This window comes from Saprospiraceae bacterium (genome assembly GCA_016713025.1).
GTDB lineage: Bacteria > Bacteroidota > Bacteroidia > Chitinophagales > Saprospiraceae > OLB9.
This window is the reverse complement of record JADJPZ010000004.1, coordinates 2,223,827-2,248,406: the sequence shown is the minus strand read 5'-3', so window position 1 is coordinate 2,248,406 and position 24,580 is coordinate 2,223,827. Positions and strand designations below refer to the sequence as shown.

The 24,580-nt window shown below is 37.2% G+C and carries 23 protein-coding genes and 2 tRNA genes; 4 read left to right on the top strand and 21 right to left on the bottom strand.

What is annotated here, in order from left to right; all coding sequences use genetic code 11:
- The first annotated feature begins 275 nt into the window (after positions 1–275).
- Entirely contained in the window at positions 276–1,565 is a 1,290-nt protein-coding gene (locus tag IPK35_15895) for a paraquat-inducible protein A (protein ID MBK8054698.1), read from the top strand.
- A gap of 253 nt (positions 1,566–1,818) precedes the next feature.
- Here IPK35_15895 and IPK35_15890 read toward each other — a convergent pair whose 3' ends face one another.
- Both IPK35_15890 and IPK35_15885 read right to left on the bottom strand, forming a co-directional pair.
- Complete coding sequence (locus IPK35_15890; GenBank protein ID MBK8054697.1) at positions 1,819–3,036, bottom strand: dipeptidase; 1,218 nt, start codon at positions 3,034–3,036, stop codon at positions 1,819–1,821.
- A gap of 68 nt (positions 3,037–3,104) precedes the next feature.
- A complete protein-coding gene (locus IPK35_15885) occupies positions 3,105–3,653 on the bottom strand; it encodes a GNAT family N-acetyltransferase (GenBank protein ID MBK8054696.1) in 549 nt (182 codons plus the stop codon).
- 121 nt (positions 3,654–3,774) lie between these two features.
- Here IPK35_15885 and IPK35_15880 point away from each other — a divergent pair, with 121 nt between their 5' ends.
- On the top strand, positions 3,775–4,317 hold the full coding sequence (locus tag IPK35_15880; GenBank protein MBK8054695.1) for a hypothetical protein: 543 nt from the start codon (positions 3,775–3,777) through the stop codon (positions 4,315–4,317).
- Positions 4,318–4,322: 5 nt separating this feature from the next.
- On the opposite strand, the gene IPK35_15875 is transcribed toward IPK35_15880, so the two are convergent.
- From IPK35_15875 to IPK35_15785, 19 genes are all read right to left on the bottom strand, one after another.
- Positions 4,323–6,248 (bottom strand): hypothetical protein, encoded by a 1,926-nt coding sequence (locus IPK35_15875; GenBank protein ID MBK8054694.1) that lies wholly within the window; start codon positions 6,246–6,248, stop codon positions 4,323–4,325.
- Between the two features lie 43 nt (positions 6,249–6,291).
- Positions 6,292–7,245: a signal recognition particle-docking protein FtsY gene (gene ftsY / locus IPK35_15870; GenBank protein MBK8054693.1), complete on the bottom strand. Its 954-nt coding sequence runs from the start codon at positions 7,243–7,245 to the stop codon at positions 6,292–6,294.
- 309 nt (positions 7,246–7,554) lie between these two features.
- The gene (locus IPK35_15865; GenBank protein MBK8054692.1) at positions 7,555–7,731 is read right to left on the bottom strand and encodes a DUF4295 family protein; all 177 of its coding nucleotides are present in this window, start codon (positions 7,729–7,731) and stop codon (positions 7,555–7,557) included.
- Positions 7,732–7,733: 2 nt separating this feature from the next.
- Positions 7,734–7,922 carry a 50S ribosomal protein L33 gene (gene rpmG, locus IPK35_15860; GenBank protein MBK8054691.1) on the bottom strand — a complete coding sequence of 63 codons (189 nt, stop codon included), beginning with the start codon at positions 7,920–7,922 and terminating at the stop codon, positions 7,734–7,736.
- 35 nt (positions 7,923–7,957) lie between these two features.
- Positions 7,958–8,206: a 50S ribosomal protein L28 gene (rpmB, locus tag IPK35_15855; GenBank protein MBK8054690.1), complete on the bottom strand. Its 249-nt coding sequence runs from the start codon at positions 8,204–8,206 to the stop codon at positions 7,958–7,960.
- Positions 8,207–8,267: 61 nt separating this feature from the next.
- Positions 8,268–8,344 (bottom strand) — tRNA-Arg (locus IPK35_15850).
- Between the two features lie 873 nt (positions 8,345–9,217).
- A tRNA-Met gene (locus IPK35_15845) sits at positions 9,218–9,290 on the bottom strand.
- Positions 9,291–9,382: 92 nt separating this feature from the next.
- Positions 9,383–10,477 carry a cytochrome C peroxidase gene (locus IPK35_15840; protein ID MBK8054689.1) on the bottom strand — a complete coding sequence of 365 codons (1,095 nt, stop codon included), beginning with the start codon at positions 10,475–10,477 and terminating at the stop codon, positions 9,383–9,385.
- A 26-nt stretch (positions 10,478–10,503) separates the two neighbouring features.
- The gene (locus IPK35_15835) at positions 10,504–11,301 is read right to left on the bottom strand and encodes a hypothetical protein (GenBank protein ID MBK8054688.1); all 798 of its coding nucleotides are present in this window, start codon (positions 11,299–11,301) and stop codon (positions 10,504–10,506) included.
- On the bottom strand, positions 11,298–12,110 hold the full coding sequence (locus tag IPK35_15830) for a 3'-5' exonuclease (GenBank protein MBK8054687.1): 813 nt from the start codon (positions 12,108–12,110) through the stop codon (positions 11,298–11,300). Before IPK35_15830 ends, IPK35_15835 begins: the two co-directional genes overlap by 4 nt.
- Before the next feature lie 281 nt (positions 12,111–12,391).
- Positions 12,392–12,781, bottom strand: a complete 390-nt coding sequence (locus tag IPK35_15825) for an FAD:protein FMN transferase (protein ID MBK8054686.1) — start codon at positions 12,779–12,781, stop codon at positions 12,392–12,394.
- The gene (locus tag IPK35_15820; GenBank protein MBK8054685.1) at positions 12,778–13,443 is read right to left on the bottom strand and encodes an FAD:protein FMN transferase; all 666 of its coding nucleotides are present in this window, start codon (positions 13,441–13,443) and stop codon (positions 12,778–12,780) included. Before IPK35_15820 ends, IPK35_15825 begins: the two co-directional genes overlap by 4 nt.
- Before the next feature lie 147 nt (positions 13,444–13,590).
- Positions 13,591–14,232 (bottom strand): hemolysin III family protein, encoded by a 642-nt coding sequence (locus tag IPK35_15815; GenBank protein ID MBK8054684.1) that lies wholly within the window; start codon positions 14,230–14,232, stop codon positions 13,591–13,593.
- Positions 14,229–16,208: a tetratricopeptide repeat protein gene (locus tag IPK35_15810; protein ID MBK8054683.1), complete on the bottom strand. Its 1,980-nt coding sequence runs from the start codon at positions 16,206–16,208 to the stop codon at positions 14,229–14,231. Before IPK35_15810 ends, IPK35_15815 begins: the two co-directional genes overlap by 4 nt.
- A gap of 157 nt (positions 16,209–16,365) precedes the next feature.
- The gene (locus tag IPK35_15805) at positions 16,366–16,893 is read right to left on the bottom strand and encodes a GNAT family N-acetyltransferase (protein ID MBK8054682.1); all 528 of its coding nucleotides are present in this window, start codon (positions 16,891–16,893) and stop codon (positions 16,366–16,368) included.
- Positions 16,894–16,932: 39 nt separating this feature from the next.
- Positions 16,933–17,694, bottom strand: coding sequence for a TIGR02206 family membrane protein (locus tag IPK35_15800; GenBank protein MBK8054681.1), 762 nt, complete (start codon positions 17,692–17,694; stop codon positions 16,933–16,935).
- Positions 17,695–17,769: 75 nt separating this feature from the next.
- Positions 17,770–18,825 carry an arsenosugar biosynthesis radical SAM protein ArsS gene (gene arsS, locus IPK35_15795; protein MBK8054680.1) on the bottom strand — a complete coding sequence of 352 codons (1,056 nt, stop codon included), beginning with the start codon at positions 18,823–18,825 and terminating at the stop codon, positions 17,770–17,772.
- 152 nt (positions 18,826–18,977) lie between these two features.
- A complete protein-coding gene (locus tag IPK35_15790; protein ID MBK8054679.1) occupies positions 18,978–19,307 on the bottom strand; it encodes a carboxymuconolactone decarboxylase family protein in 330 nt (109 codons plus the stop codon).
- Positions 19,308–19,461: 154 nt separating this feature from the next.
- Entirely contained in the window at positions 19,462–20,691 is a 1,230-nt protein-coding gene (locus IPK35_15785; GenBank protein MBK8054678.1) for a DUF4403 family protein, read from the bottom strand.
- Between the two features lie 160 nt (positions 20,692–20,851).
- Here IPK35_15785 and IPK35_15780 point away from each other — a divergent pair, with 160 nt between their 5' ends.
- Together IPK35_15780 and IPK35_15775 are read left to right on the top strand one after the other, a co-directional pair.
- The gene (locus IPK35_15780; GenBank protein ID MBK8054677.1) at positions 20,852–24,025 is read left to right on the top strand and encodes a glycosyl hydrolase; all 3,174 of its coding nucleotides are present in this window, start codon (positions 20,852–20,854) and stop codon (positions 24,023–24,025) included.
- Between the two features lie 28 nt (positions 24,026–24,053).
- Positions 24,054–24,518: a DUF1572 domain-containing protein gene (locus IPK35_15775; GenBank protein MBK8054676.1), complete on the top strand. Its 465-nt coding sequence runs from the start codon at positions 24,054–24,056 to the stop codon at positions 24,516–24,518.
- The last annotated feature ends 62 nt before the right edge of the window (positions 24,519–24,580 follow it).

Below are 24,580 nucleotides of genomic sequence, written 5' to 3'. Positions count from 1 at the left end.
CAAGTGTCATCGTCATGTCTAATTTTTATTACAAATTTGTTTGGTTACATATTGTGGTACTGTTTCTCTAATTTTATTTAATGCGCAGGTTATTGCTGGATGGAAGTACCTTTTTCGATAGAAAACAAATATTCATCCGGCAATAATCCACGATGAGTGTAACATTTTTCTTTATATTGAGTTAAGTATACTACATAAATTCGGTATTAAATTCTGCCAGAAAATCAAGACAATTTCAATATTACAGATAACAATCTTTGACAATTCGCTCCTTTATGAAATATTTTGTTTATTTTTTATTAGCAATTTTGGGTATGTTAGCTTTCCGAAATGGCGGCTCTTTGATTCGTTCATATGCTGCTTTGCACATACTCAAGGAAGATCTGGCTGAAATCAATAGGGTCAATTATGGGCTTTTTAATATGCAATTATGGAAAAAAGAAGCAATGCGGGTATTTGAAAACAGAATTGGGCAATTCGAAATTTCAGAAAAAGCTTACAGTCAGGTAGAAAAAGAACTTGAAAAATATCTGCACGGAATCAATAAAGAATATATCGAAAGTGGTAAAATATTCACCAACATTTTTGCCGATGCAGAAAAAAATCCTAGTGTAAATAAAGTATTTCTGAAACTGATAAAGGATAATACAGCTCCGCAGATTAAAAATCTGGAAATAAAACGATACATCCCGGGCATGGCTGTTCAGCTTGCTGACGAATTGAAAAAACAAGAGCCACAATTGAGGGATATCATGCGAAATGAACTCAAAAAGATATTGACTGATACGGATTCCACTACTATAAATGACCCTAGAGAAATGATATATTCAAAGTATGGTGTGACTGAACAGAAAGCAGCAACTGAATTATTGAACGAAAAAATCAGTGTGATAAAAAGTGATATCGAAAAAGATGTTCAGTTTGTTTTTTGGATTGGAATTGCAGGTTTTCTGTTATTCTGGGCATTGTTCATGTATAACGGTTACCTTTCTAATATCACATCCATGACATTTATTTCGGTAGTGATGCTGATATTGGGTGTGTCATTGCCTATGATAGATCTTGAAGCTTTGCTGAATGCTTTTGAAATCAACATTATCGGGACAACAATAGGTTTTGACAAACAATATATCTATTACCAAAGTAAATCTATCCTTGATGTGACAGAAACCCTGATAAGTAGTGGTGGCATAGATCTGAAAATAGTAGGGTATATGGTGCTTTGTTTCAGCGTGTTATTTCCATTCGTCAAACTGATACTTACTGTTTTATATCTTTTCAGCTCCCAAATACGTGATAACAGATGGGTACAAAATATTATTTTTTACTTGGGCAAATGGAGTATGGCAGACGTATTTGTGGTCGCATTGTTTATGGCATATATAGGATTTTATGGTATCCTTAATTCTCAATTACAAGCTATTGAAAACAATAAGGGAGGTTTTGCTGTAGAAACTATCAATAATTCATCACTATCTCCGGGTGCCTTATTTTTTACTTCTTATTGCATTATGTCTATCATCCTGGGTATAGTAGTCAATAAGAGGATTTCTAAAATTGAATAAACTATTTCGGTCCTTTTATACATTAAACAATATTATAAAATGTAATTTTATAATAGTCAATTAGATATACATAAAGTATAAAATTAATATTAAAATAGTGGAATTTATTTCATTTTATCTGATTTTTGGCACGGTATTGGTTCTATATAGTCCAGTTCAGATTTATTTAAGGAATACTTAAGCAAATTGTTACTCGAGACCGGTTCAAGGGGAATTAGACCGGTCTCATTTTTTTTAAAAAACTACTTGTATCTTATCCTTTACTTTTAAGTACTTTACTCCACACTCTGAACAAGTTTCCGCTACACATTTTTTTGATATCTTTTTCTGAGTATCCTCTTTTCAGGAGCACATATATCAGATTTGGGTATTGACTCACATCTTTCAATCCCGTGGGTAAGGAATCACCCACACCATCAAAATCCGACCCGAATCCAACATAATCTACACCGGCAAGAGCTACTATGTGGTCTATATGATCTGCTACTGTTTCGACATCAGCATATAGTTTTGGATGTTGTTTCTGAAACGTTTCAGCAAACATTTTTGCTTCTTCTGAGCCATCTTTCCAACCTTTTTCTGAGAGTTGAGTCAAATAGATGTTCCGCAGGCTGTCATTCCGTTTCCCAATGTTGTTATCGAAAAAAGATGTACCGAAATTGACCATAATGACTCCGCCATTCTTTGGCAACATTTTGATCATATCATCATCCATATTTCTTTCAAATCCCGGGGTAAATTTCCTGCAACTGGAGTGTGACGCAATCACGGGCACTTTGACATATCTTAAGGTCTGATAGAATGTACTGTCCGATACATGAGAAATATCTACCATGATACCTGATTTTTGCATTTCGTCGAGCACCTTATACCCATAAGGACTGAGGCCTCTCCAGGTTCTGGTAGTGTCGTAGGACGAATCACATATCTTATTGTCTTTTGAGTGTGTAAGTGTGATGTATGAAATGCCCCTTTTTTTGAAATAGGGTATGAGTGTTAAGTCATTTTCTACAGGAGCACCATTTTCCATACCCATAGGCAAGGCTATTTTTCCTTGTTTTTTAGCTTTTTTAACATCTTTGGGGCTAAATGCAATACTGAAATACTGTGGCTGATTTTGAGCTATATAGTTGACCATATTGATGAGACTATCTGCAAGCTCTTTTGCTCCGCCATCTAATTGAGTACTGGCTGGTATGTATATCGACATAAATGGCGCATCAAGACCGCCTTTTTTTGCCCTTAGATAGTCAAAATCTCCCGAATTTGACTGATAGGGAATACCAAGATATTCTTTTTGAAGTTTAAAGTTGGTCACTTTGAGTCTGTAAGGCAGGTCTACATGTCCATCTGCGATAATAAATTTTTGCGCCAGTTTATTAGCTTTTATTAAAAGAGCATCATCATTTTTGATCGATTGGCTATATATGTTTCCTGATGTTAGTAATAATAAAACTATCCAGTATTTCATAAAATCTAATTTTTGTTAAGATGTTAAATTCGCTATAATGAAGGCGTTAAGACATTATGTACATCACGTCAATAAATCACTACAATCCAATCCTCCATACCAGGTTCGTCATACCGATAAATCTCTCTGAAACCAACATTAAGATGCGCTCGTAGCGATCTGGTATTTCTCGCAGCTATCTCTGTAATCACATTTTGATATAATGGTTTATAGACTTCAAAGTATTTCTCATACATACCCTGAAAAACACCTTTGCCTCTGTAGTGATAGTCGATACATATCTGACCCATAACGATATAATTTCCATCTCCCACTTTTGATCCATCTACTATAAGACTGTCGAGTAAGTCAAACATAGGCTCCAATAAAGGGATTTTGTGATGGAATTCCCGAGTCATTGCAAGCGCATAGCCCACCACTTTATCGCCATCTTTTGCTATGACATGTGCTGCTTTTGAATTCATCTCAGCGAGTAGAGGCAAATTATGTTGTACAGTGACAAAACCCTGTTCGGCTTCCACCTCATCACTTTGAGTGTGTCTCAGGTTTAAGAGCTGTAGAGCCAAAATCTGCCGCAAGTCATCCTCACTTTTGCACAATTGAAATGTCATAGTCATTAATACTTCTATTGAAGTGCAATAATAATTAATTTGATAGCTAATTAAATCATAAAATTCAGTTTTTTATAGACAACTCAGCACATTTGTACGTTATTCTTAAAAATTCTGATTTCAAATCATGAAGCAATTAGTATGCTTTTTTTTATTGATTCCTTTTGTGTCGGTAACACTTGATGCACAGGCATGGGTGAAATTTTCTCCTCCGGGACAGCCATTCGAAATTGCATGTCCCGGCATAATGAAACAAGGAGAGAAAAAACTATTGACGGAAGTAGGGGAGATGCATCCGGTAACGTGGGTGTACCAAGGTGCTGAAAAGGAGTCCAATTACATATATTCTATCTCTTATGTGGACTATCCTGATGGATCTTTTCATCCTGACAGCACAGCATTGATTGACGAGTTTTTTAAAGTCAGTATGGATACCCACATCCAGGATCTCAAGGGCGAATTGGTCTACAAAACTACTGCGGGTTATTATTCTTATCCGGGCATGATGTATCGGGTTTCATACAATAAAAATAAGGCTGTAGCCAAATCAAGGATGATATTGGCCGGTGACAGATTTTATGCCCTCCAGGTATATACTATATCAGAAAAGAGTCTGAATCAGGATATGGATAAATTTCTGAATTCTTTTGAAATTAAACGCAAGAAATAGACGGTTTAATCCTTCAGCAACCATTGTATCCCAAATCTGAGTTTCATTTCATTTTGTGGGTGCCCTATTACATCAAAGTTATGGTCATCGATGATAGGTTGTGATATATTTTCCATCAGCAGCATCACTCTGAAAGTGCTGATTCTGGCCAGAAAAAAGAAATGGGCAGCAGGAAAAAATCCAAGATTTTTATCAGTAACATGAAAATTTCCATACAGTGGATGGAACCCAGGCCCATTGTAATCAGGAATCAGCCTTACATCAAAACCAGTGTTGACATGCATTTCTTTTTTAAACCAGGCGCCACTATAATATAGCTGATGTGTAGAGTATAAAGTAGGAAGTCCATACAGATCAGTACTGAATAGTTGAGCATGTCCCGCATTATCCAGATGAAAATGCCCAACTCTTAACCGATGGGTGAGGGACAATCTGGATGCCGAAAATACTTCACTTGACTGAGCAGGCTTTCCATCCTTATTAAAGTATACCGGATTGTTGATCACAGTTTGCGAAACATCAACTTTGAGATTCAGAGATTTTATAAACATATCGCCACCAAATTCTGTACCAAAGGGTTTTGAAAAATTGTTTTCAAATTGTAGTACATTATTGATGGCTAATCTGTTGATATTATATGGATTTTCGGATCTGAAAAATCTGAGTTTACCATTTAATGTTCCTATTTTTTTTACATTTATTTTGAGCTTACCACCAAAATCAAAGTTACCGATGTTTTTTCCCAAACCTAATCTTCCGTTTGTTTCAATAAAGATAGTACGCCACAAAGGTACTATGCCATTGAAAGTAGCTGTCAGATCCAGACGTCCGAAGGATGTGGTTCCATCATTGATTTTGAAATAGTCAGTCAGCAGACCTAACCTTCCCTTGATACCACCGATTTTTTCACCATTGATCGAAAAACCATTGGAAACATGATTTATATCAAGATATCTTCGCAATCCTCTGTCATCGATGTTGATACCTTTATAGAATAGAGTATCATTGGCATCACTGATACCGGTGTCTGAATATTTATAGTAGGAAGGTCTGAATATCAGATCATTTTTTAGATAAAGATTAAAGCCCGATTTGTGTTTTCCGGTCAGTTTCAGGAATTGTATGAAGGCATATTCTTTTTCCTGGTTTCTTGTCCGTGCCTGTGAGAGGATTACCGTCAGGTCTTTGTTAAATTCATTTTTTAATTCTTCTGGCTTGGTTATCCCTCCTATGTGTGATTCTTCGTTGGCATTGTGGGTGATAAGTGCGATGGCATTGTATTTTCCGGATGTTGATTTATATCTTAATCCTATACCAAAAGCTGTATTTTTGACCTCTTGGCCGGCAAAAAATCCCTTTTGAGATATCCGTGCATAATTGAGACTCAAAGATAGACCATCACTGAAGTTGCGGGAGAAATCTGCACGCACATTGATGTTTTCCTGATTACCTACCTGCGAAAAGTATAAATCTGAAAGTGGGCGGTTTTGCTCATAAAATCTGAAATTGTCAGCAGTGATGTGATATATTTTGTATTGATTGTATCCTGTATAGAAGTTGGTATTGGTATTTGGGCTGAACAAAAGCGGATAAGCCGAAGATCCGAAATTTCCTGTGTTGATGTAATCTCCGGATCTGTTTAAAAGCATATTACTGTGCATAAATGTCACATCTGCCATAGTATCAGTTCGCTTAAATGTTGTATAGACATCTGCTAAATAGACATAATTATAAACAGTGCTGTCCGGACCGGTATCCTGAGTTTGCGGCTGCGGGGATCCTGAACGTTGGCCACCGCTTCGGCCAAAATCAGGCAACCTTTGAGCATGAAGCTGCATACAAATAGTACAATATAAAAACATCAGGGTAAGTAAGGTACCTTGATACTTTGCATATTTTAAAGAAATTTTTAATTTGTCCTTTGATGCCAAAATGCAATCTTTCTAGCTTAAAGATAAATGAAATTTTCGAAAATCAGGCAAAAAGCATGTCAACAAATGCTTTTCTATTGAAAACCTGCAGTTGTTCGACACCTTCACCAACTCCAATGTATTTGATAGGAATCTTAAATTGATCAGAAATGCCGAGGACAACACCACCTTTTGCCGATCCATCCAGTTTAGTAAGCGCAATGGCTGTTACATTGGTGGCGGCAGTAAAGTGTTTGGCTTGTTCTATGGCATTCTGGCCGGTAGTAGCATCCAGGACCAAAAGTACTTCATGTGGTGCCCCTGGCAATTTTTTTTCTATAGATTTTTTGATTTTGGTCAATTCCTCCATCAGTTGTTTTTTAGTATGTAGCCTTCCTGCTGTATCTATGATGGCTACATCCGAATTATTATTTACAGCATATTGGGTGGTCTCATATGCCACAGCAGCAGGATCAGTGTTCATGCCCTTTGAAAAAAACTGAGCACCACTTCGTTCTGCCCATATCTTGAGTTGGTCCACTGCGGCAGCCCTGAAAGTGTCTCCTGCACCGAGTACGACATTTTTTCCGCGTTTTTTGTACTGGTGTGATAGTTTACCGATGGTTGTAGTTTTGCCTACACCATTGACCCCGACTACCATGATGACAAATGGCATTGTGTCTACTGGAAGGTCATAGTCTTCGATATCTTTCGTGTTGTTTTCGTCCAGAATACTGACTATGACATTGTTTAGGATCGAATTGTGCTGTTCAGTGTTGAGGTATTTGTCGACAGCTACTTTCTGTTCCAGCCTGTCGATAATTTTGACTGTGGTCTCCAGACCTACATCCGCAGATATCAGGATTCTTTCCAGTTCATCCAAAAACTCTAAGTCAACTTTAGATTTGCCGGCTACAGCCTTTGTTATTTGGGAGAAAAAACTCTCTTTTGTTTTCTCAAGGCCTTTATTAAGGTCCTGCTCTTTATCTTTAGAAAAAAACTTGCTAAAAAAACTCATTAAAAATCATTTACGGTGTCATAATAAAATTTGCAAAGCTGGTCATTATAAATTATTGTTTTTATGTAATTATATAGGTATATGCTTTCAAATCACAAAAATCAGTTAATTTTTCGTCAGATGAAGCTACTTTTTGAGTTAATCCGCCATGGCGGATTAACTCAAAAAGAGCTGAAATATCACGGAAAATTAACATTTTTTGATTGAAATTGATCATACCTAAATAGTTACAAAAGTGACAAAATACAAAAAGGGTTTCCCTTCTGTATAAAAAGAAAAACCCTTATTACTTTATATCAGCCTGGCTGATTATTTACTTTCTTCAAAAAACTCTTTAACCTTGTCCTTGTGTATGATGGACTCTTTGTAAGAATACTTACCGGAAACAGGGTCTTTGATAGATTTTACCACCTTCACGTGATCTCTACCCGAGCCTGCATTGGCAGCCCTTTGAGCAACTCTTGCGTTTTTAGATACTTTTGCCATGATTATTTAATTTCTTTGTGAAGTGTATATTTCTTTAATACCGGATTAAATTTTTTGATTTCCAATCTGTCAGGATTGTTTTTTCTGTTTTTTTCAGTGACATACCTTGATGTACCAGGCATACCACTAGTTTTGTGCTCTGTGCATTCCAGAATGATCTGAATTCTGTTTCCTTTTGCTTTTTTTGCCATGACTCTCCTTGATTACTTTATTTTTTCAATTAAAATCAGATTTTTACACCTGTGTTTACACCTGAATACTTCAGTTCTTTAAGGTATGCATACAGACCTTTTTTGTCTATGGTACGCAATGCTGTAGAACATACTTTAAGTGTCACCCACTCACCTGTTTCAGGCATAAAAAAACGCTTTTTGAACAGATTTGGTAAAAACCTCCTGTTGGTTTTGACATTTGAGTGAGAAACTTTGTGACCTTTCATGGGTCTTTTACCTGTTAATTGGCAAACTCTTGACATTGTGATCTATTTTAAAATCTTAAAAACTTACGGAATTTCCGTATTTTTTGAATTTGGTTTATGGTGACTTCGGAAGGATTCGAACCTTCAACCTCCTGATCCGTAGTCAGGGACTCTATCCAATTAAGCTACGAAGCCAAATGGTTGAACCTTCTTATATCTCTGTAAGTCAATACTTTACAAAAAGTATACAGGAAGATCGTCATCTTCTCTTTCCTAACAGGCTGCAAAGATAATGGATTTTTAAATTTAAACAATAGTTTTTGACAAAAATAAATATTTATATTTTTAGTATATGACTTTTGTGAATATGGCAGGAATGTCCGGAATAACAATAATAAGCTGCTCTTCAAGATCAAGCTAATTCTTTTTTATAAAAAACAGACGATGTGGATAAAATATAAACGCGTTTTAATGTTTATTTCGAAAAACGAACGCATGTCGCGATATTTTAGTAACTTAGTAACTTGGGAAATTGATATTTATGAAGATAAGAAAGACGAAAATGTAAATCACAATGCAGCCCGTTTAAAAGTTTAGGTCAATATGACTTCGACCTGTTCAAAATTGCCGTTAAACTCAAACGGGGCAGATCTCAGAGTTTTTTATGTGAAGGTTGCAATATCAAGACCATCTATAAGGAATATTAGAGTATTTTTGCTTTATTGCTTTGAGACAATTTTCTTTTTATTAATAATATACTGTCATTAGTCAAAGCTCTAGGAATATGTATTTTTCCTTTTATATCATCTATTTTAACAATTTTTACAATTTCATCTTGTTCATCATAGAAATTTATTCTACATGAGTCGTTTATTAATATCAAATCTAACACTTTTATTAATTTCTACAACGAATTAGATTTAATCAAAGTTCAAAAATTAGGGAAAATTAAACTTCTTCAGAAGATTTTTTGATAAAGAGTGATCATTTATCTACTCTTAAACGACAACCAAAACGGCAACCAATAAAAAAAGGTAACTGAAAAACAATCAGTTACCTTTCTATTTGTAGCGGGAGCAGGACTCGAACCTACGACCTTTGGGTTATGAGCCCAACGAGCTACCAACTGCTCCATCCCGCGTCCATGACATCATAAAAAAATTGTGTTTTTTATAACGGACTGCAAAGGTAGTTGTTTTTTATTAACCTACCAAATGTATAGCTGATTATTTTTTATTTAAATGGATTTTTGAGATCGGGGTTTTGGTAGATCAGCGTATCATTGAAGGTTTCAATGTATGCTTTCAGGGCCTTCAGGTAAAATGCATCCAACTTCAGCGGATGTAACAAAGGGTCAGCATTGGGTGAACTTTTACCTCCGGAATTGTAGTGAGCGAGGACTTCATCCAGTGTCTTGAACCTGCCATCGTGCATGTATGGTGCTGTGGCACTGATATTTCGCAATGTAGGAGCACGGAATTTTCCATTATCAGCTCTTGATCCCGTGACCTTGCCTCTGCCAGGATCAGGAAATCCGTCGAGTGTGGAAGTTTGTTGCAGGCCATTATTGAAAAAGTCATCAGATGTAGCCAATGGTGTGTTGTGACAATGTCCACACTCAGCATCCGGCAAATCAGGATCTTCATCAAAAAATAATCCCTGACCTATGAGCTCTAAGTCTGTAAACAAAGCTTTACCTTCTTGTATCTTGTCCCATTTAGAGTCTTTGGAGATGATGATTCTCTCAAACTGTGCAATGGCTCTTGCTGCAAGTTCTTTGGTGATTTGTGAGCTCTTTTCTATACCAAATGCTGCCCGAAAGAGCTTGGGGTAGACAGAGTGTGACTTTAATTTTTTTATGACATTGGGCCAGGTATTGTGCATTTCTATAGGATCTTCTACCGGCAGGAGGGCTTGTTCTTCCAGTGTTTTTGATCTGCCATCCCAGAACAACCCTGACTGAACAAATCCAATATTGATGAGGCTCATAGAACTTCTCGTACCTGCGATACCATCTATACCCGTACTGACAGCTTTTGCATCTGTAAATGCATGTTGGGGCAAATGGCATGAAGCACATGACATAGAACTGTCTGCAGATAAAATCGGATCGTAAAAAAGGTGGCGGCCCAACTGAACTCCTTGTTTTGTCAAAGGATTACCGGCATTTGTATTTAATGGAGGAAAGTGTTTTGGTAATACGACAGGGTAAGGTTCCGGTCTGTATTGTATGGCCATCAAATCTTGATCCTCCTCATCATCATTGCAGGATGGTAAAAAAATGACAAGACCCCAAATGAAAAAAACCAATATAAATCTAAAGCTCATATGACTATGGAAATATTGCTTATAACTTATCTAACGAAATCTGATGTTGATATGTTGCTTTTGACTTGATTTTCAATATCTGAAACGGATTTACTGAGGTCTGTACTGTTCATCAAAGCAAGGAAGTCTGCAGTAAAACCATATCTGATTTCTTTTCCCGGTGTGGTGCTCAGGGGTCGGGTGGTTTTGATTTTAACGGTTTTGTCAAGATTGATAGTCAGACTGATAGTATCTGCTTTATTGATCATACGGATACACCTGATGGTCATATCTGTGATGGATCCATCTTTTCCTTTCAGTCGCGATGTCTCTGACAGACCGTGAGTAGAAGAAATATTGCTGTACGTTGTACTCTTTACTGTTGAGTTTAATCCCAAGTGGAAAGTAAGGCTGTCAAATGTGCCATAATTTTTGTAGGTACCAGGCTTAAAACTAGCTTCTGCCCATTTCCAAAGTATGATGTCATCATTTATGGTGGTGGTGTTGTCTGCACTGGTGAGAAATTCTATGTTTTTAATTTTACTGCCATTGTTCTGATAAAGTGTAAATTCTGAAAAATAGCACCTCAGGTCTATAATTCTAAATTTTTGTCCCATTTTGTTAGTCAGGGTATCTTCACTTCTGAAGAGAGAATCTCCGGCTTTTATAGTCATATCGATGATGAGTGGCGGATAGGTACAACAATCATCAATACACGGATCATCTGCTGTCACATCAAAATTGGCAGCAAAGTTATCCAAACAGGCTTCTTTTCTGGAATAACAGCCTGACAGAAGTAATGTCACGAGGAATGCTAACGATAAAAGCTTTAATGTTAACATCATGTTTTTTTGATTTCATCAAAGATCTTTTTGACCATTTGTTTGACCTGAGCTGAAAAGTCTTTTTCTATGATCCAGTGGTAGTAATTCGGTTCAGTCCTGAACACAGATGCTACCGTCTGGCCACTGTATTTACCGAAATTGAAGATCACTTCTCCTTTTGCATTATACTTCAGCCTTTGGGTTACGTCAAGCATAGTATCATCAGAAATGAAGCTTGATATTGCCGCAATATCATTTTTTATGGGTGCGCCGTGATTGAAACCATCACCATCTATATAGTCTACATTTTCATATTTTTTGATCTGACCTTTGAATACTTCCACTGTGGCTCTTGCATCTGCCAAAGCATCGTGTGCATCCGACAGATCTTTATTGCAATACAGCCTGTATGCGGCTTTTAGTGTCCTCGGCTCCATTTTGTAAAATATCTTTTGCACATCGATGAGCCTTCTTTTTGAGATATCAAAATTCAGACCTATTCTGTCAAATTCTTCCATAAGCATCGGTACGTCAAATCTGTCTGAGTTATAGCCTGCCAGATCAGACTGGCCAATAAAATCATAAATCTCTTTGCCGATCTGAGCAAATGTTGGTTTATTTCTCACCATTTCGTTGCTGATACCATGAACGGCATATGCTTCATCAGAGATGGGCACGCCCGGATTGATCAAAAGGAACATTTCCTTTGGATCGTCTTCATGGCTGGTGTATTTTATCAATGCTATCTGAAGGATTCTGTCTTTGAGTATGTTTAATCCGGTAGATTCTATATCAAAAAAGATGATATCCTTTTCGATGTTAAGTTTTATATCAGACATCTTTATATTTTTATTTTATTTATGATTTGACTAAATTTGATTACTACTTTTTTTAAACGGAACCTCGCTGCTCGGTCCGAAAACAGACAACTCATAAAGGCTACATCCGATAAGTGAATGCAAGATTTAAGGGTATGTTTAAAATTTTTCTTAGTTGTAAATCAATAGATTATGGTTCTGGCGATTATTTTGAAGTCAGGTTCATAATATATTGATTTTAAGGCAATAAAAATTTACACATACTCTAAGTTTGTTTATTGGTGTCTAAGTCATTATTTTTGTTCGTTATCTAAATAGTATTTTGAAAATCCTTCGCTTGCTCTGAATTCAAAAATACCATCTCCTTCGAGATCGTAAATGAAACAAGCGTCCACTCCATTGATTTCTTCTACTAATCGTAGTGCTTTTTCGAGACCTAAAACCATAAATGCAGTAGCAAAGGCATCTGCTGTGATACAATCATCTGCAATAACAGTAGCACTCAATATGTCAGTAGGTTCGCTGATGCCCGTAAAAGGATTGATAATATGGGCGAATTTCTGACCTTTGGATTCATAGGAATTACGGTAATTGCCACTTGTAGCCAATGCTTTGTTTGAAATAATCAAGGGTAATTCAATCTCTGTTTCTGTGACGTTTTCAGAGGGTTTATTGATGCCTATGACCCAATTTTTCCTTTATCGTTGACACCTCTGGCGCTGATTTCTCCACCCAACTCTATCATGTAGTTGAGAATCTTCTGTTTATCAAAATATTTTGAAATAATATCTACAGCATATCCGGGTGAAAGGGAGTTGAAATCCAGGACAACATTTTTGTCAGGCTTATTGATACAAATGAGGCCTTGAGCATTTTTATTCAAAAAAATACTATCAAATACCAGTAATTTCAGTAGTTCAGCTACTTTAGAACTGTCAGTATTGGTCAGTTTTTTCTTTTCTTTATAACCGAAACCATAGTAGTTGACCAAAGGTCCGATAGAAGGATTAAAGGCTCCACCACTCAAAGTATAAATCTCTTTGGCTTTGGTGAATACGGGTTCAAAATATGGATCCACCACAGGGTCGTAGCAAAAAGTATCTGAGGCATTGTTGTAGTTGACCAAAGTACTGTTGTCTATATACAACGACATGGAAAGATTAAAATTTTGCAGGATAGAGTCAACAGCTTTCTGAATTTTTGCAGGCTCATCAGTTTGTACGGTAATGTTGTATCTGGTTCCCATGCTTGGGCCGGTTAGCTTAAAAAAAGATTTTGTCGGCTCTTTACATGAAAATAATACTGAAAATGATATGATAAAGAATATATATTGAAGGTATTTCATTTTGGTGTTTAATTTTATTCATTTAAACATACTCTAAGATGTTTTTGGTTGATGATGCATTCAAACCGCAAATGTAGCTTTAAATATCAAATGAAAAAATAGGTATTGATAAGAAAACAAGGAATCGATACAGAATATGCAAAGTAATCAGGACAAAAGTAAAGCTATAAAATGTCCGGCACCACCCAGAATTACCAAAATGTGCCAGATGGCATGATTCCACTGGATGCTTGTTTTTACGTAGAAGAACACGCCGATGGTATAACTTATCCCACCAGCCAAAAGCCAGAATTTTACTGCTCCGGTCATGTTTTTACTGATTTCATCATATATAAACAATACCATCCATCCCAATACCAGATATAGAACTAAGGATATAATTTCATATTTGGTTTTGAAAATAAGCTTAAATATAACACCACCTGCAATAATCATCCAATGCAACAATAAGAATGCGAGTCCTTCCTTAGTATTGTAATAGAAAAGTATAAAAGGTGTATATGTACCACCTATCAGGAAAAAAATAGAAATATGATCTACCACCCTCCATCGGTTTTTTCTCACATCCTTATTGGCAAGATGATAAAAGGTCGAACTAAAGAACATAAATATTAACCCAAAAGTAAACACACAAAGCCCTAAAAACTGTAATGACAGACTTTCTGAAAATAGCAATAAAGGGCATAGCAGTAAGGAAAGCAAAAGACCTGTCCCATGTGTGATTACATTGACCTTTTCATTGATGGGAAGGTTTTGAAATAAAACTTTTATATTTAGTCCGTCTGTCATAATCCAAGTTGAGATCTTAATGCCGGATCCACAGCCTTGTATTGCATATTTATGGCCTGTTGCAGATCATTTTTTGCTTCTGTCAGCATTTTCAGATCAGCATATGTCCTGGCTCTTTCATGGTAGTACAAAGCTGTATTATTACTTTGATACTTCAACGCTTCTGAGTATGCAGATATTGCATCCTGTGGTCTGTTTAACAATCTCAAAGCACGTCCTTTTTCGAACCAAAGGTCAGCATTGTATGGATTGAGTTTGAGATAGGACTCAATATCAGCCAGTGCGAGATCAGTTCTGTTGATATTGTGATACATGATGGAGCGATTGAGATATCCCACAGCATGGTCAGGCTTTAGTTTGAGACCTTTATTCAGATCTTCTATTGCTTTTTCAATATTGCCGAGTCTGGCATAAGTGGCTCCTCTGTTGACCCAAAACTCACCATCGGTACTGTCATAACTTATGGCTTTAGTGTAATCATTCAAAGCCAATAGCAGTGTATCAGGGCCCTTTGCAATTTCAAAAAACAATCTGGCCCGACTGTTGTATGCCTGAGGCTGATTGTCTTTCATGCTGATGGTTGCATTATAATCTGTGAGGGCTTCACGAAACATTTTTTTATCTCTGTAGTAATTGGCTCTGTTGCCATATGGTAGGGTAGTGGCCTGATAATACTTCAAAACATGTGTCCAAAGGGTAGCACTGTTTTTCCATACTTTATTTTGCTGAAATGTCATGAAAGCAAATGCCAACATAAATATACCGGCGAGTCCATAAGCATAAGCGGAGTGGTTTGAACCTGGTGAAGTCCATTTGTCAAAATAATACCCTGCAGTGAAAAACAATCCAAAATATGCAATGTATGTAAACCGGTCTGCTATAAATCCCTGGCCGGCACCAAGAATCTGAAGAAGAAATATGATGTTGACAATAAAAAATATTATACCAAAAAATATGGCCTTTTTTCCACTCATATGGCTTTTGTAAAGTACATATAAGGTCAAGGGTGCTATCAGCATGCTTGGGTAAAAATACCATGGAAAATAATTGGGATATGGATATAACGGAGACATTCTGAATGGTAAAACAAGCTTGATCAGATATATTACAAAGCTATATGATCCAACAAAAAGCCTCTGAATAAAATTAAAATCAGTATTATCTTCAACGGTAGCCAAAGATCCTTGCTCTTTCAGCATCAGGATGCCCAGAATGCCAAATCCCAGAGACATCAGAAAAAATGGAATCTTATTGAATATCGCCTTAAATGAGAACTTCTGATCCAGATAATAATCTACTGCCAGCAAACTCAATGGGAGTGATACGGCCTGAATCTTTGAAAAAAGTGATAGTATAAAAAATATGGTAATCCATACCCACCTAACAGATGATGCATCATGCTTGTATTTTACATATTGGAGTAATGCACCAAAATAAAATGCGCCAAACAAAACATCTTTGCGCTCAGTCACCCAGGCTACAGACTCAACCCGCAAAGGATGAATGCCAAACAATAAAGCTATGAAAAACGCTCCACGCCAGCCAATACCCAGAAAAGTTGAAATTCTGAATACCAAAAACACACAAAGTAGGTGCAGGAGTACATTATTCAGATGCCAGAGGTGGGTCTTTTCAAACCCCAAATAAATTTTCTCTAATGCAAATGTCCAGATTGTCAATGGATTATAGTTGCCTATGACGTCAGAAGTAAATATCTGTTTTGTATTATCCCAAAAGTTTTCTTTATTGATATTTTGAATGAGTGGATTTTCATAAAAGTTTCTGTCATCATCCCAGTTGACAAATTCATTATTGATGGCTGTGGAGAAACATAAAAATGTGATCACAATTGCTATCAATGCCGGCCACCATGAAGAAAAGGAATTTTGTGTCGATGATACAACTGATAACTCCTTTTGTTTTGGTTTGTTTGGTGCGGTTTGTTGGGAAGCCTGCCTGACTCTCTTCTTTGACATAATGGTTTATCTGTATATGTAAATTGTTGCAGCAAAGATAAGTAGAAATATTTATAAACTTCTCTATTTTTATATAACGCTCATTATAAAATTAAAAAGGTAATTTATGTGGGATAAGGATGATATCTTTTCATAATCATATCTCATCCAAAATTTTTTATTTCCATTCACCTTTTTCTATTTGGTATATATTGTTGATTGCAGGCGTCTCACCAAAATAGGCAACATTAATTTCCCCGATTTTTTTTGCACCCAATTTTGTTATGGCTATTTGAGAGCGTACATTATTGGCTCCTATATGGAAGTGAACTATGTTTACAAACTGAAAAATATAATCCAGCATTGTCTTTTTGACAGATAGATTCAATCCGGTACCCCAATATTTTGTGGCATAAAAGGTATAACCTATCAGTATCAATTTTTTGACAGGATCATAGTCGTAATATCTTGTACTACCTGCTATTTCATGTGTATGTGCATCTTTGATGATGAAAGCACCTTTGCTTTTCATAGCACCTTCAAAAAAAACCTTAAATACATCACGTTGATACCGGGTTTTATTGGGATGTTGTGACCAGATAAGGGGGTCTGATGCAGTCTGATAAAGCGCTTCAAAATCATCTTCTTCCAATGGTCTTAAAGTAGCTTTTGCATTTTTTAAATTGGGTTGGATTGAAAATTTCATCGGTGATGTTTGTAGAGAAGTAAGTGATATTTGAAACTTTCAGTGCTCATCTTTTTGACCGAGACCTGGAATCCGTATGTTTACTAATGAAGGTTTAATCTTTTCCCAATGAAAAGGAATTAAAATCATTCCAAAAAACAAAATAAGGATAAACTCCAGCATCAGGATGTAATCAGGCCAAGGTCCCAATAAATCGTAGAAAGTAGCTCCGGGTGGTTTTGCATTGAGGTACATGTAGTTGGCTCCCAGCATAACATTGATCGGGTATAATACAGCGGCAAGCAAATTGATACCCACTGCGGACCTGATAGCATCACTCACGGTAGGTATGTAACCATACACATACCAGCCATAAAAAGCTCCCAGAATGATCACGGCATGAACAAGCCAATATCTGATAGCTTCGTAGTGCGGCAAAGATTCGGTCAGCGTCGGTGTGAATATAGATTGTGCACATCCGGCTATGATAAGAAAAAATGTGATTCCCCAGAGTTTACGCCATTTAAACCACATAATGAATGGCATGACCAGGGTCATGATATTGCAAAGATGCAAAGGTACATCAGTTGTTTGGTCAAAAACACCGGCATAGTATCTGTATAATACTTTAAATAATTGTGTAAACGCTCCGGCAACACAAATAAGTGTTATAAATAATTGCTGCTGAGATGTATTCCAATATTTTTTGGCCCAAAATGGTATAAAAACTATTAGTGCTATACATGCAACAAAGCATATGGCATGCTCCACCCTGTAATTAATAAAATTGCCATTATCTTTTAAGAAAAGGTCCAGCATCATGACGATTTATACAAGACAAATGTACGATATTTTAATTTTGATCAAAATAAAATCAAAAAAATCTCAATCATAATTTCAGGCAATTTCACCACCACAGCTGCTTCCGGCTCCTGCTGTACATCCATAACAATGTTGGTTGAGTACAATGTTGCGCTGCATCAGGCTGTTCAGGTCGAAATCATTGATATGTCTGGATGACGAATCTACTTTCAAATCTAGCATCTGATTAAAATCGCAATCATAGATATATCCGTCCCAGCTCACCGAAAGGGTATATCTGCACATCAGGCCTGAAACGGTAGAGGGGTTGAAAGCTTCGACCAGTGATGTCATATATTCTGTGTAATTGCCGGATTCGATGAGATAGTCGAGAAACCGGCTGATGGGCAGATTGGTGATCACAAACAGTTTATTGAAGGAGATATCATACCTACGTTTCAATTGAAGTTTGAACTCATGCTCCAAAGAAGTCTGATGACCGGGTAAAAATGCACCTGACGGATTGTATACCAGATCAAGCATCAGTCCGGAACCTTCTATCCCATAGCCGACAGCGTTCAATCGTTTAAGTGCTTCTATACTATCTTCAAAAACTCCGTCCCCTCTCTGACTGTCTGTCCTTGACTTGGTGAAATAAGGTAACGACGAAATCACCTCTACCTGATTCCTTGCAAAAAATTCCGGTAAATCATGATAAGAAGGATTGGCCATGATGATCGTTAGGTTGCACCTGTTCATCACTTTTTTGCCCAATTTACGGCATTCTTCTACAAACCAGCGAAAGTGAGGGTTCATCTCAGGCGCTCCGCCAGTGATGTCCACGGTAGTAATATCATGATTGGACAATATTTCAAGGCATTTTTCGAGTGTTGCTTTATCCATATTCTCCACTTTTTTATCCGGCCCGGCATCTACATGACAGTGTGCACAGGTTTGATTGCACAGTTTGCCTATGTTGACCTGAAAGATTTCCGGTTTGACAGGTTGCAGAGGAGCCCCGACTTTATTGGCAAATGGTTCAAAATGATCATGCATGATTTCGTCACCATTCAACACCTTGAGCTGAAAGAAGGTATCTGACAGTTTGTTGTGGGTCACACTCAGTGACTTTGATCGTTGTTTTACCCCCATAAAATAGAGATTGACTGATTAATTGTTTGATTTTGGACTAACAAACCAAACATAACTATGTTCAGTTGGTATATCACCTGAAAACAGCTTTAATAGCTTGCTCTGATTTTGTCTTGTTTTTTTGTTATTGCTACGACTATGAAGTAAGATTATTACATCAGCTTTGCCTTGATAGTATTCATCATAGGGACGGCATTGACTAAAGTCGCTCCTCCTTTTATCGCTGCGGCTACATGTACCGCTTCCATCATCTGCTCTTCATCAGCCCCTTCGGAGAGACATCCTTGTGTGTACGCATCCATACAATAAGGACATTGCACCGTATGCGCAACGGCAAGAGCTATCAAATTTTTTTCCCTAACTGTCAGAGCGCCTTCCTTAAATACTTCTCCATACCATTCAAAAAATTTTTTACCCATTTCGGGTTGCAGATCAACAATGTTTCCAAACTTTTTTAGGTCTTCCTGATTAAAATAACTCATGATGATATTTATTTTTTTTAAAGTGAACGGCAATGATAAGGAATTTGTTCTGTATTTAGAGTGAAAAATTAGAGTAGTTTTTTATAAATGATATGCCAGACAAAGCGATGTAAGCACATCTGTCACAAATTATAAAAAATTGTGGCTGACTTCATTAGCTACTTAAAACAACACCTATTTCAGCGTTTTCTAATTGTATGGTGATTATTATTTGCTGCTCTTCAAAAATTACATCACTCAATTGAGTACTTTCTATTTCAGGTTTTAATGAAACACGTTCGTCAAAAAATGTAAATGCAGGTATATTTTCGAAATACTTTAAGAAAAACGATGCGATATCATAAGGAAACAATGCTTCCAGTTTATTGAAAACAATTTTTTCAATTATCGGCGACGATAATTTGTAAATTAAATTTTTTGCTTCGATGTCAACTTTGAGGTTATCAACATGAATTTTACTATCCGACTTATCAAGATATGGGTGTCCTGTGATAATAATGGTACCTTTGACCGGCTCACGTATGATAGCAGTGATCTCCATAAACGAAGTATTTCTTATATTAATACTTTCTGTGTCAAATGTTTTGCCGCCGATGTCTGAGCCATTCAAAGATTCCATAATCATTTTGGAAAGCCCATAGTAAGACAATACTATATCTCCATTCAGACTGTGAGTGTGCGGGAGATCTACAATCCATGAGAAATGAGGTTTGATCACAGGTTCAAATTGTTGATGCGAGTCAGAAATTCTGGCGGTCAGATCTATCCATATATCTATATGCAGATCATCGGAGTCTTCTTTGATTTTTCCACCCAATATTTGATCAATTGTAAGATTAAAATATAAAGGTGGTTTTTTAGAAATGCAATAGTTGTACCCGTAAGATCTTACTTGATCAGTGATCAATTTTGTAACATCGATATTTTCAACCAGAAAAGCATCTAGCTTATCAAGCAATTTTTCTTTCATGTAATGTATGATACAATTGCTCAGAGTTTCTATAGGGATGTCAAGTACTCCTATTTTTAATACAGGGCCCTCTTTCCACTTGTGTCCAATGAGTTTTGTGTCTGTACGAATAGTAAAGTCCGGTAAAATGTCAAAATCAATATCCAATTCCGCAAAAATATGACCTTCTCCTTCAATGCTAAATAACCCTGCTTTTTTCAGGAAATCGAAATCTACCGGAATACCAGCTTTGATTGTTCTTTCAGCAACCGAGATCTTAAATTCCTGAGGATTAGGGTCTGTAATTTTTAATTCATAACCATCAATATGAATTGTCCTGTCGGGCCATTTTTGTAAAAATTGAGTAAGCAAACTGATTAAGCCCAGTTTTGATACCTTCATATCTATAAAAATGTGGCTGTCGTGTATTTTCATTTTTATTTATTAGTAACTGCTATTGTGAGACAAACGTATGTATAATTTTTATAATACAATAATTTTTAGATATTAATATTACAACATGCTATTATCATAATTGTTGACTCCTTACTTTAGCGTTTTATTATTTGACTCAATAATGTATTTTAAGCCACACATGAAATCTATCTTTTATTCACTCAGCCAATTTTTATTAGTTTTTTTGATGCTGACAGGGACAGAAACCTTAATTGCACAAAAGAAATCTACAACTAATAAAAAACAAGACAATACTATCGTTTCATCAAATTCTGTAATTCATGCAGGCCCTGACTCTGCGCTTTTAGGCTCGATGGAATGGCGACATCTGGGGCCATTCAGAGGAGGGAGATCATGTGCCGTCGCAGGAGTTGCGGGCAAACCCAATCTTTTTTATTTCGGAGCTACAGGCGGTGGAGTTTGGAAGACGTATGACGGAGGCAGGACCTGGGAAAATGTCTCTGATGGATTTTTTGGTGGTTCTATAGGAAGTATCACTGTGGCACCATCGGATCATAACGTCATATACGTAGGTGGCGGCGAAAAGACAGTCAGAGGCAACGTTTCATCAGGCTCAGGAGTGTATAAGTCTGAAGATGCAGGTAAAACTTGGGTATCGTGTGGTCTTAAAAATTCAAGACATATCGGAAGAGTAAGGGTGCACCCGACCAATCATGATATTGTCTATGTAGCTGTCATGGGTGATCTTTTTAAAGATAGTGACGAAAGAGGTGTGTACAAGAGTATAGACGGTGGTCGAACATGGAAAAAAACACTTTTTGCTAATGCAGCAGCAGGCGCTGTAGACTTGTGTATTGACCCTTCCAATCATCGAATCATATATGCCACTACCTGGAATGTACGAAGGACACCGTATAGTCTTTCCAGCGGTGGGGATGGTTCAGCACTATGGAAGAGTACAGATAGCGGAGAGACGTGGACCAATATTTCATCTGCAGAAGGACTTCCAAAAGGTGCATGGGGCATTGCCGGAGTGGCTGTAGCATATAACAATAATCAAATAGTATATGCGATCATTGAAAATGAAAACGGAGGTGTATTCCGTTCTGATGATGGCGGAAAAACCTGGAAAAAGCAAAATGATGATCGTTCGCTTCGACAGAGAGCGTGGTACTACACAAGGATATACACTGACACAAAGGATGACAATTCACTCTATATACTCAATGTAGATTATCACAAGTCAACCGATGGAGGCAAAACATTTAAGAATTTTGACGCACCACATGGTGACCATCATGATCTGTGGGTAGCACCTGAAAATCCTCAGCGTATGATCATAGGAGATGATGGTGGTGCACAGGTGACATATGATGGCGGAGAAACATGGAGTACCTATCATAACCAGCCTACAGCGCAGTTTTACAGAGTGGTCACTGATAATCATTTTCCATACAGAATTTATGTTGCGCAACAGGATAACAGTACACTTCGGATTGCCCACAGGACAACAGGTGGAGCAATTACTGAAGATGACTGGGAAGAAACAGCTGGTGGTGAATCCGCTCACATTGCAGTAGATCCTATGAATCCTGATATTGTTTATGGAGGTAGTTATGATGGTTTTTTAACTCGGGTCAATCATAAAATCAATTCCGTGAGAGGGATCAATGTATGGCCGGATAATCCTATGGGACATGGTGCTGAAGGTGCAAAATATCGTTTTCAATGGAATTTTCCGATTTTCTTTTCCAGACATAATCCCAAAAGACTATATGCGGCATCCAACCAGTTGCATGTGACTGAAGATGAGGGACAAACCTGGAAGATTGTCAGTCCCGACCTTACAAGAAATGAAAAAGAAAAACTGGTGTCATCCGGAGGTCCGATCACCAAAGACAATACCAGTGTAGAGTATTATGCTACTATTTTTGCAGTAAATGAGTCACCAGTCAAAGAAGGACTTATCTGGGCAGGGAGTGATGATGGAAGGATACACCTAACCCAGGACGGAGGACAAAACTGGACAGATGTTACTTCACCATTAATGCCAAAATATCTCATGATCAATAGTGTCGAACCAAGCAGACATGATCCGGCAGTGTGTTACATAGCTGGCACAATGTACAAGTCGGGCGACTATATGCCTTATCTTTATAAAACCAATGATTACGGTAAAACCTGGAAAAAAATAGTCAATGGCATACCCGATGAATACTTTACAAGGGTAGTAAGAGAAGATGAAACAATCAGAGGATTGTTGTATGCCGGTACAGAAAAAGGGATGTTTATCTCATATGACGATGGTGAAAGCTGGTCATCTTTCCAGTTGAATCTACCTATTGTTCCCATCACTGATCTCGCTCTGAAAAACAATAATCTGATAGCTGCTACCCAGGGCAGAAGCCTTTGGATCATCGATGATCTTACACATCTGCACCAGGCAAAGGTTAAAAAATCATCTGCAGAACCTTATCTTTTTAAACCTATGGATAGCTATCGAATCGGTGGTGGTCAGCGCAAAGGTAGTAAAACAGAAGGAACCAATCATCCCGGCGGAGTGATGACACATTTTTATCTTCCTTCCTATGATGAGAAAAAAGATACCGTGGCATTAGTCTATTTGACCGTAAATGGTGATACCATCAGGACATATTCCACCCATGCGAAAGAAGACAGAGACAAAATCAAGGTCAAGAAAGGTGGAAACATCTTCACCTGGCGCATGGACTATCCTGCCGCTAAAAGATTTGATGGCATGATTTTGTGGTGGGGATCACTCAATGGTGCCATCGCAAAAACAGGCGAGTACAAAGTGGCATTAAATATCAACGGAAAAGGTCAGTCCCAGAACTTTAAGATTATTCCAAACCCGGTTTCAGAAGGAACTGCAGCTGATATAGCAAAACAGTTTGAATTTATCAAATCAGTGAACGATAAAGTTTCTGAAGCCCATCAGGCTATTACAGATATCAGATCTATGAAGGCACAGGTCAAATCATACACAGATAAAATCACTGATAAAGACATAAAGGATTATGCAGCCAAAATGGATTCTATATCATCTGATGTGGAGAAGAATCTTTACCAGACTAAAAATAAAAGTGGTCAGGATCCACTCAATTTTCCTATCAGACTTACTAATAAACTGGCACACCTGAATTCTCTGATGGGTATGGGTGTCAATGACTTTCCACCTACCGCATCAATGTATGAAGTCAGGGATGAATTGACAAGCCTGATAGATATTGAATTGAAAAAATGGTATGATGTCAAAGGAAGTATGCTGGCAGAGTTGAACAAAATGATAAAGGCCAAAGCACTGGATGTCATCATTTTGAAAAAGGAGTAGGGGAGTCTGAACATCAAATTAAGCGATTATGAATACAGCCCAAAAAACGGCAAACAGATTCAGAGAAGTATTGCTTTCCGGAAAGTGGATCGCCAATACCAATATATATGAACAAATATCAGATTTACCGCTTTCGCAAGCATTAAAGCGTGTACAAGGGTGCAATTCAATAGCTTTGCTGACTTTTCATTTACATTATTATATTGCCGGGATACTTCAGGTTTTTGAAGGTGGGACACTTGATATCAGAGATAAATACAGCTTTGATATGCCGGACCTTACGGAAGAAAACCAGTGGGAAAATATGAAACAAAAACTTTGGGCTGATGCTGAAAAATTTGCATCACATGTCGAGAAGTTGTCTGATGAGCAATTGAACAGTTTTTTTGTGGATGAAAAATACGGAAGTTATCAGAGGAATATTGACGCCATGATTGAGCATAGTTATTACCACATGGGTCAAATCGTACTGCTTAAGAAAATTTTAGACTAAAATTTTCAAAATATAGCGCCTTGTAAAGTTGAATTGTTCCAATTCAGGCATTTATGATGAAA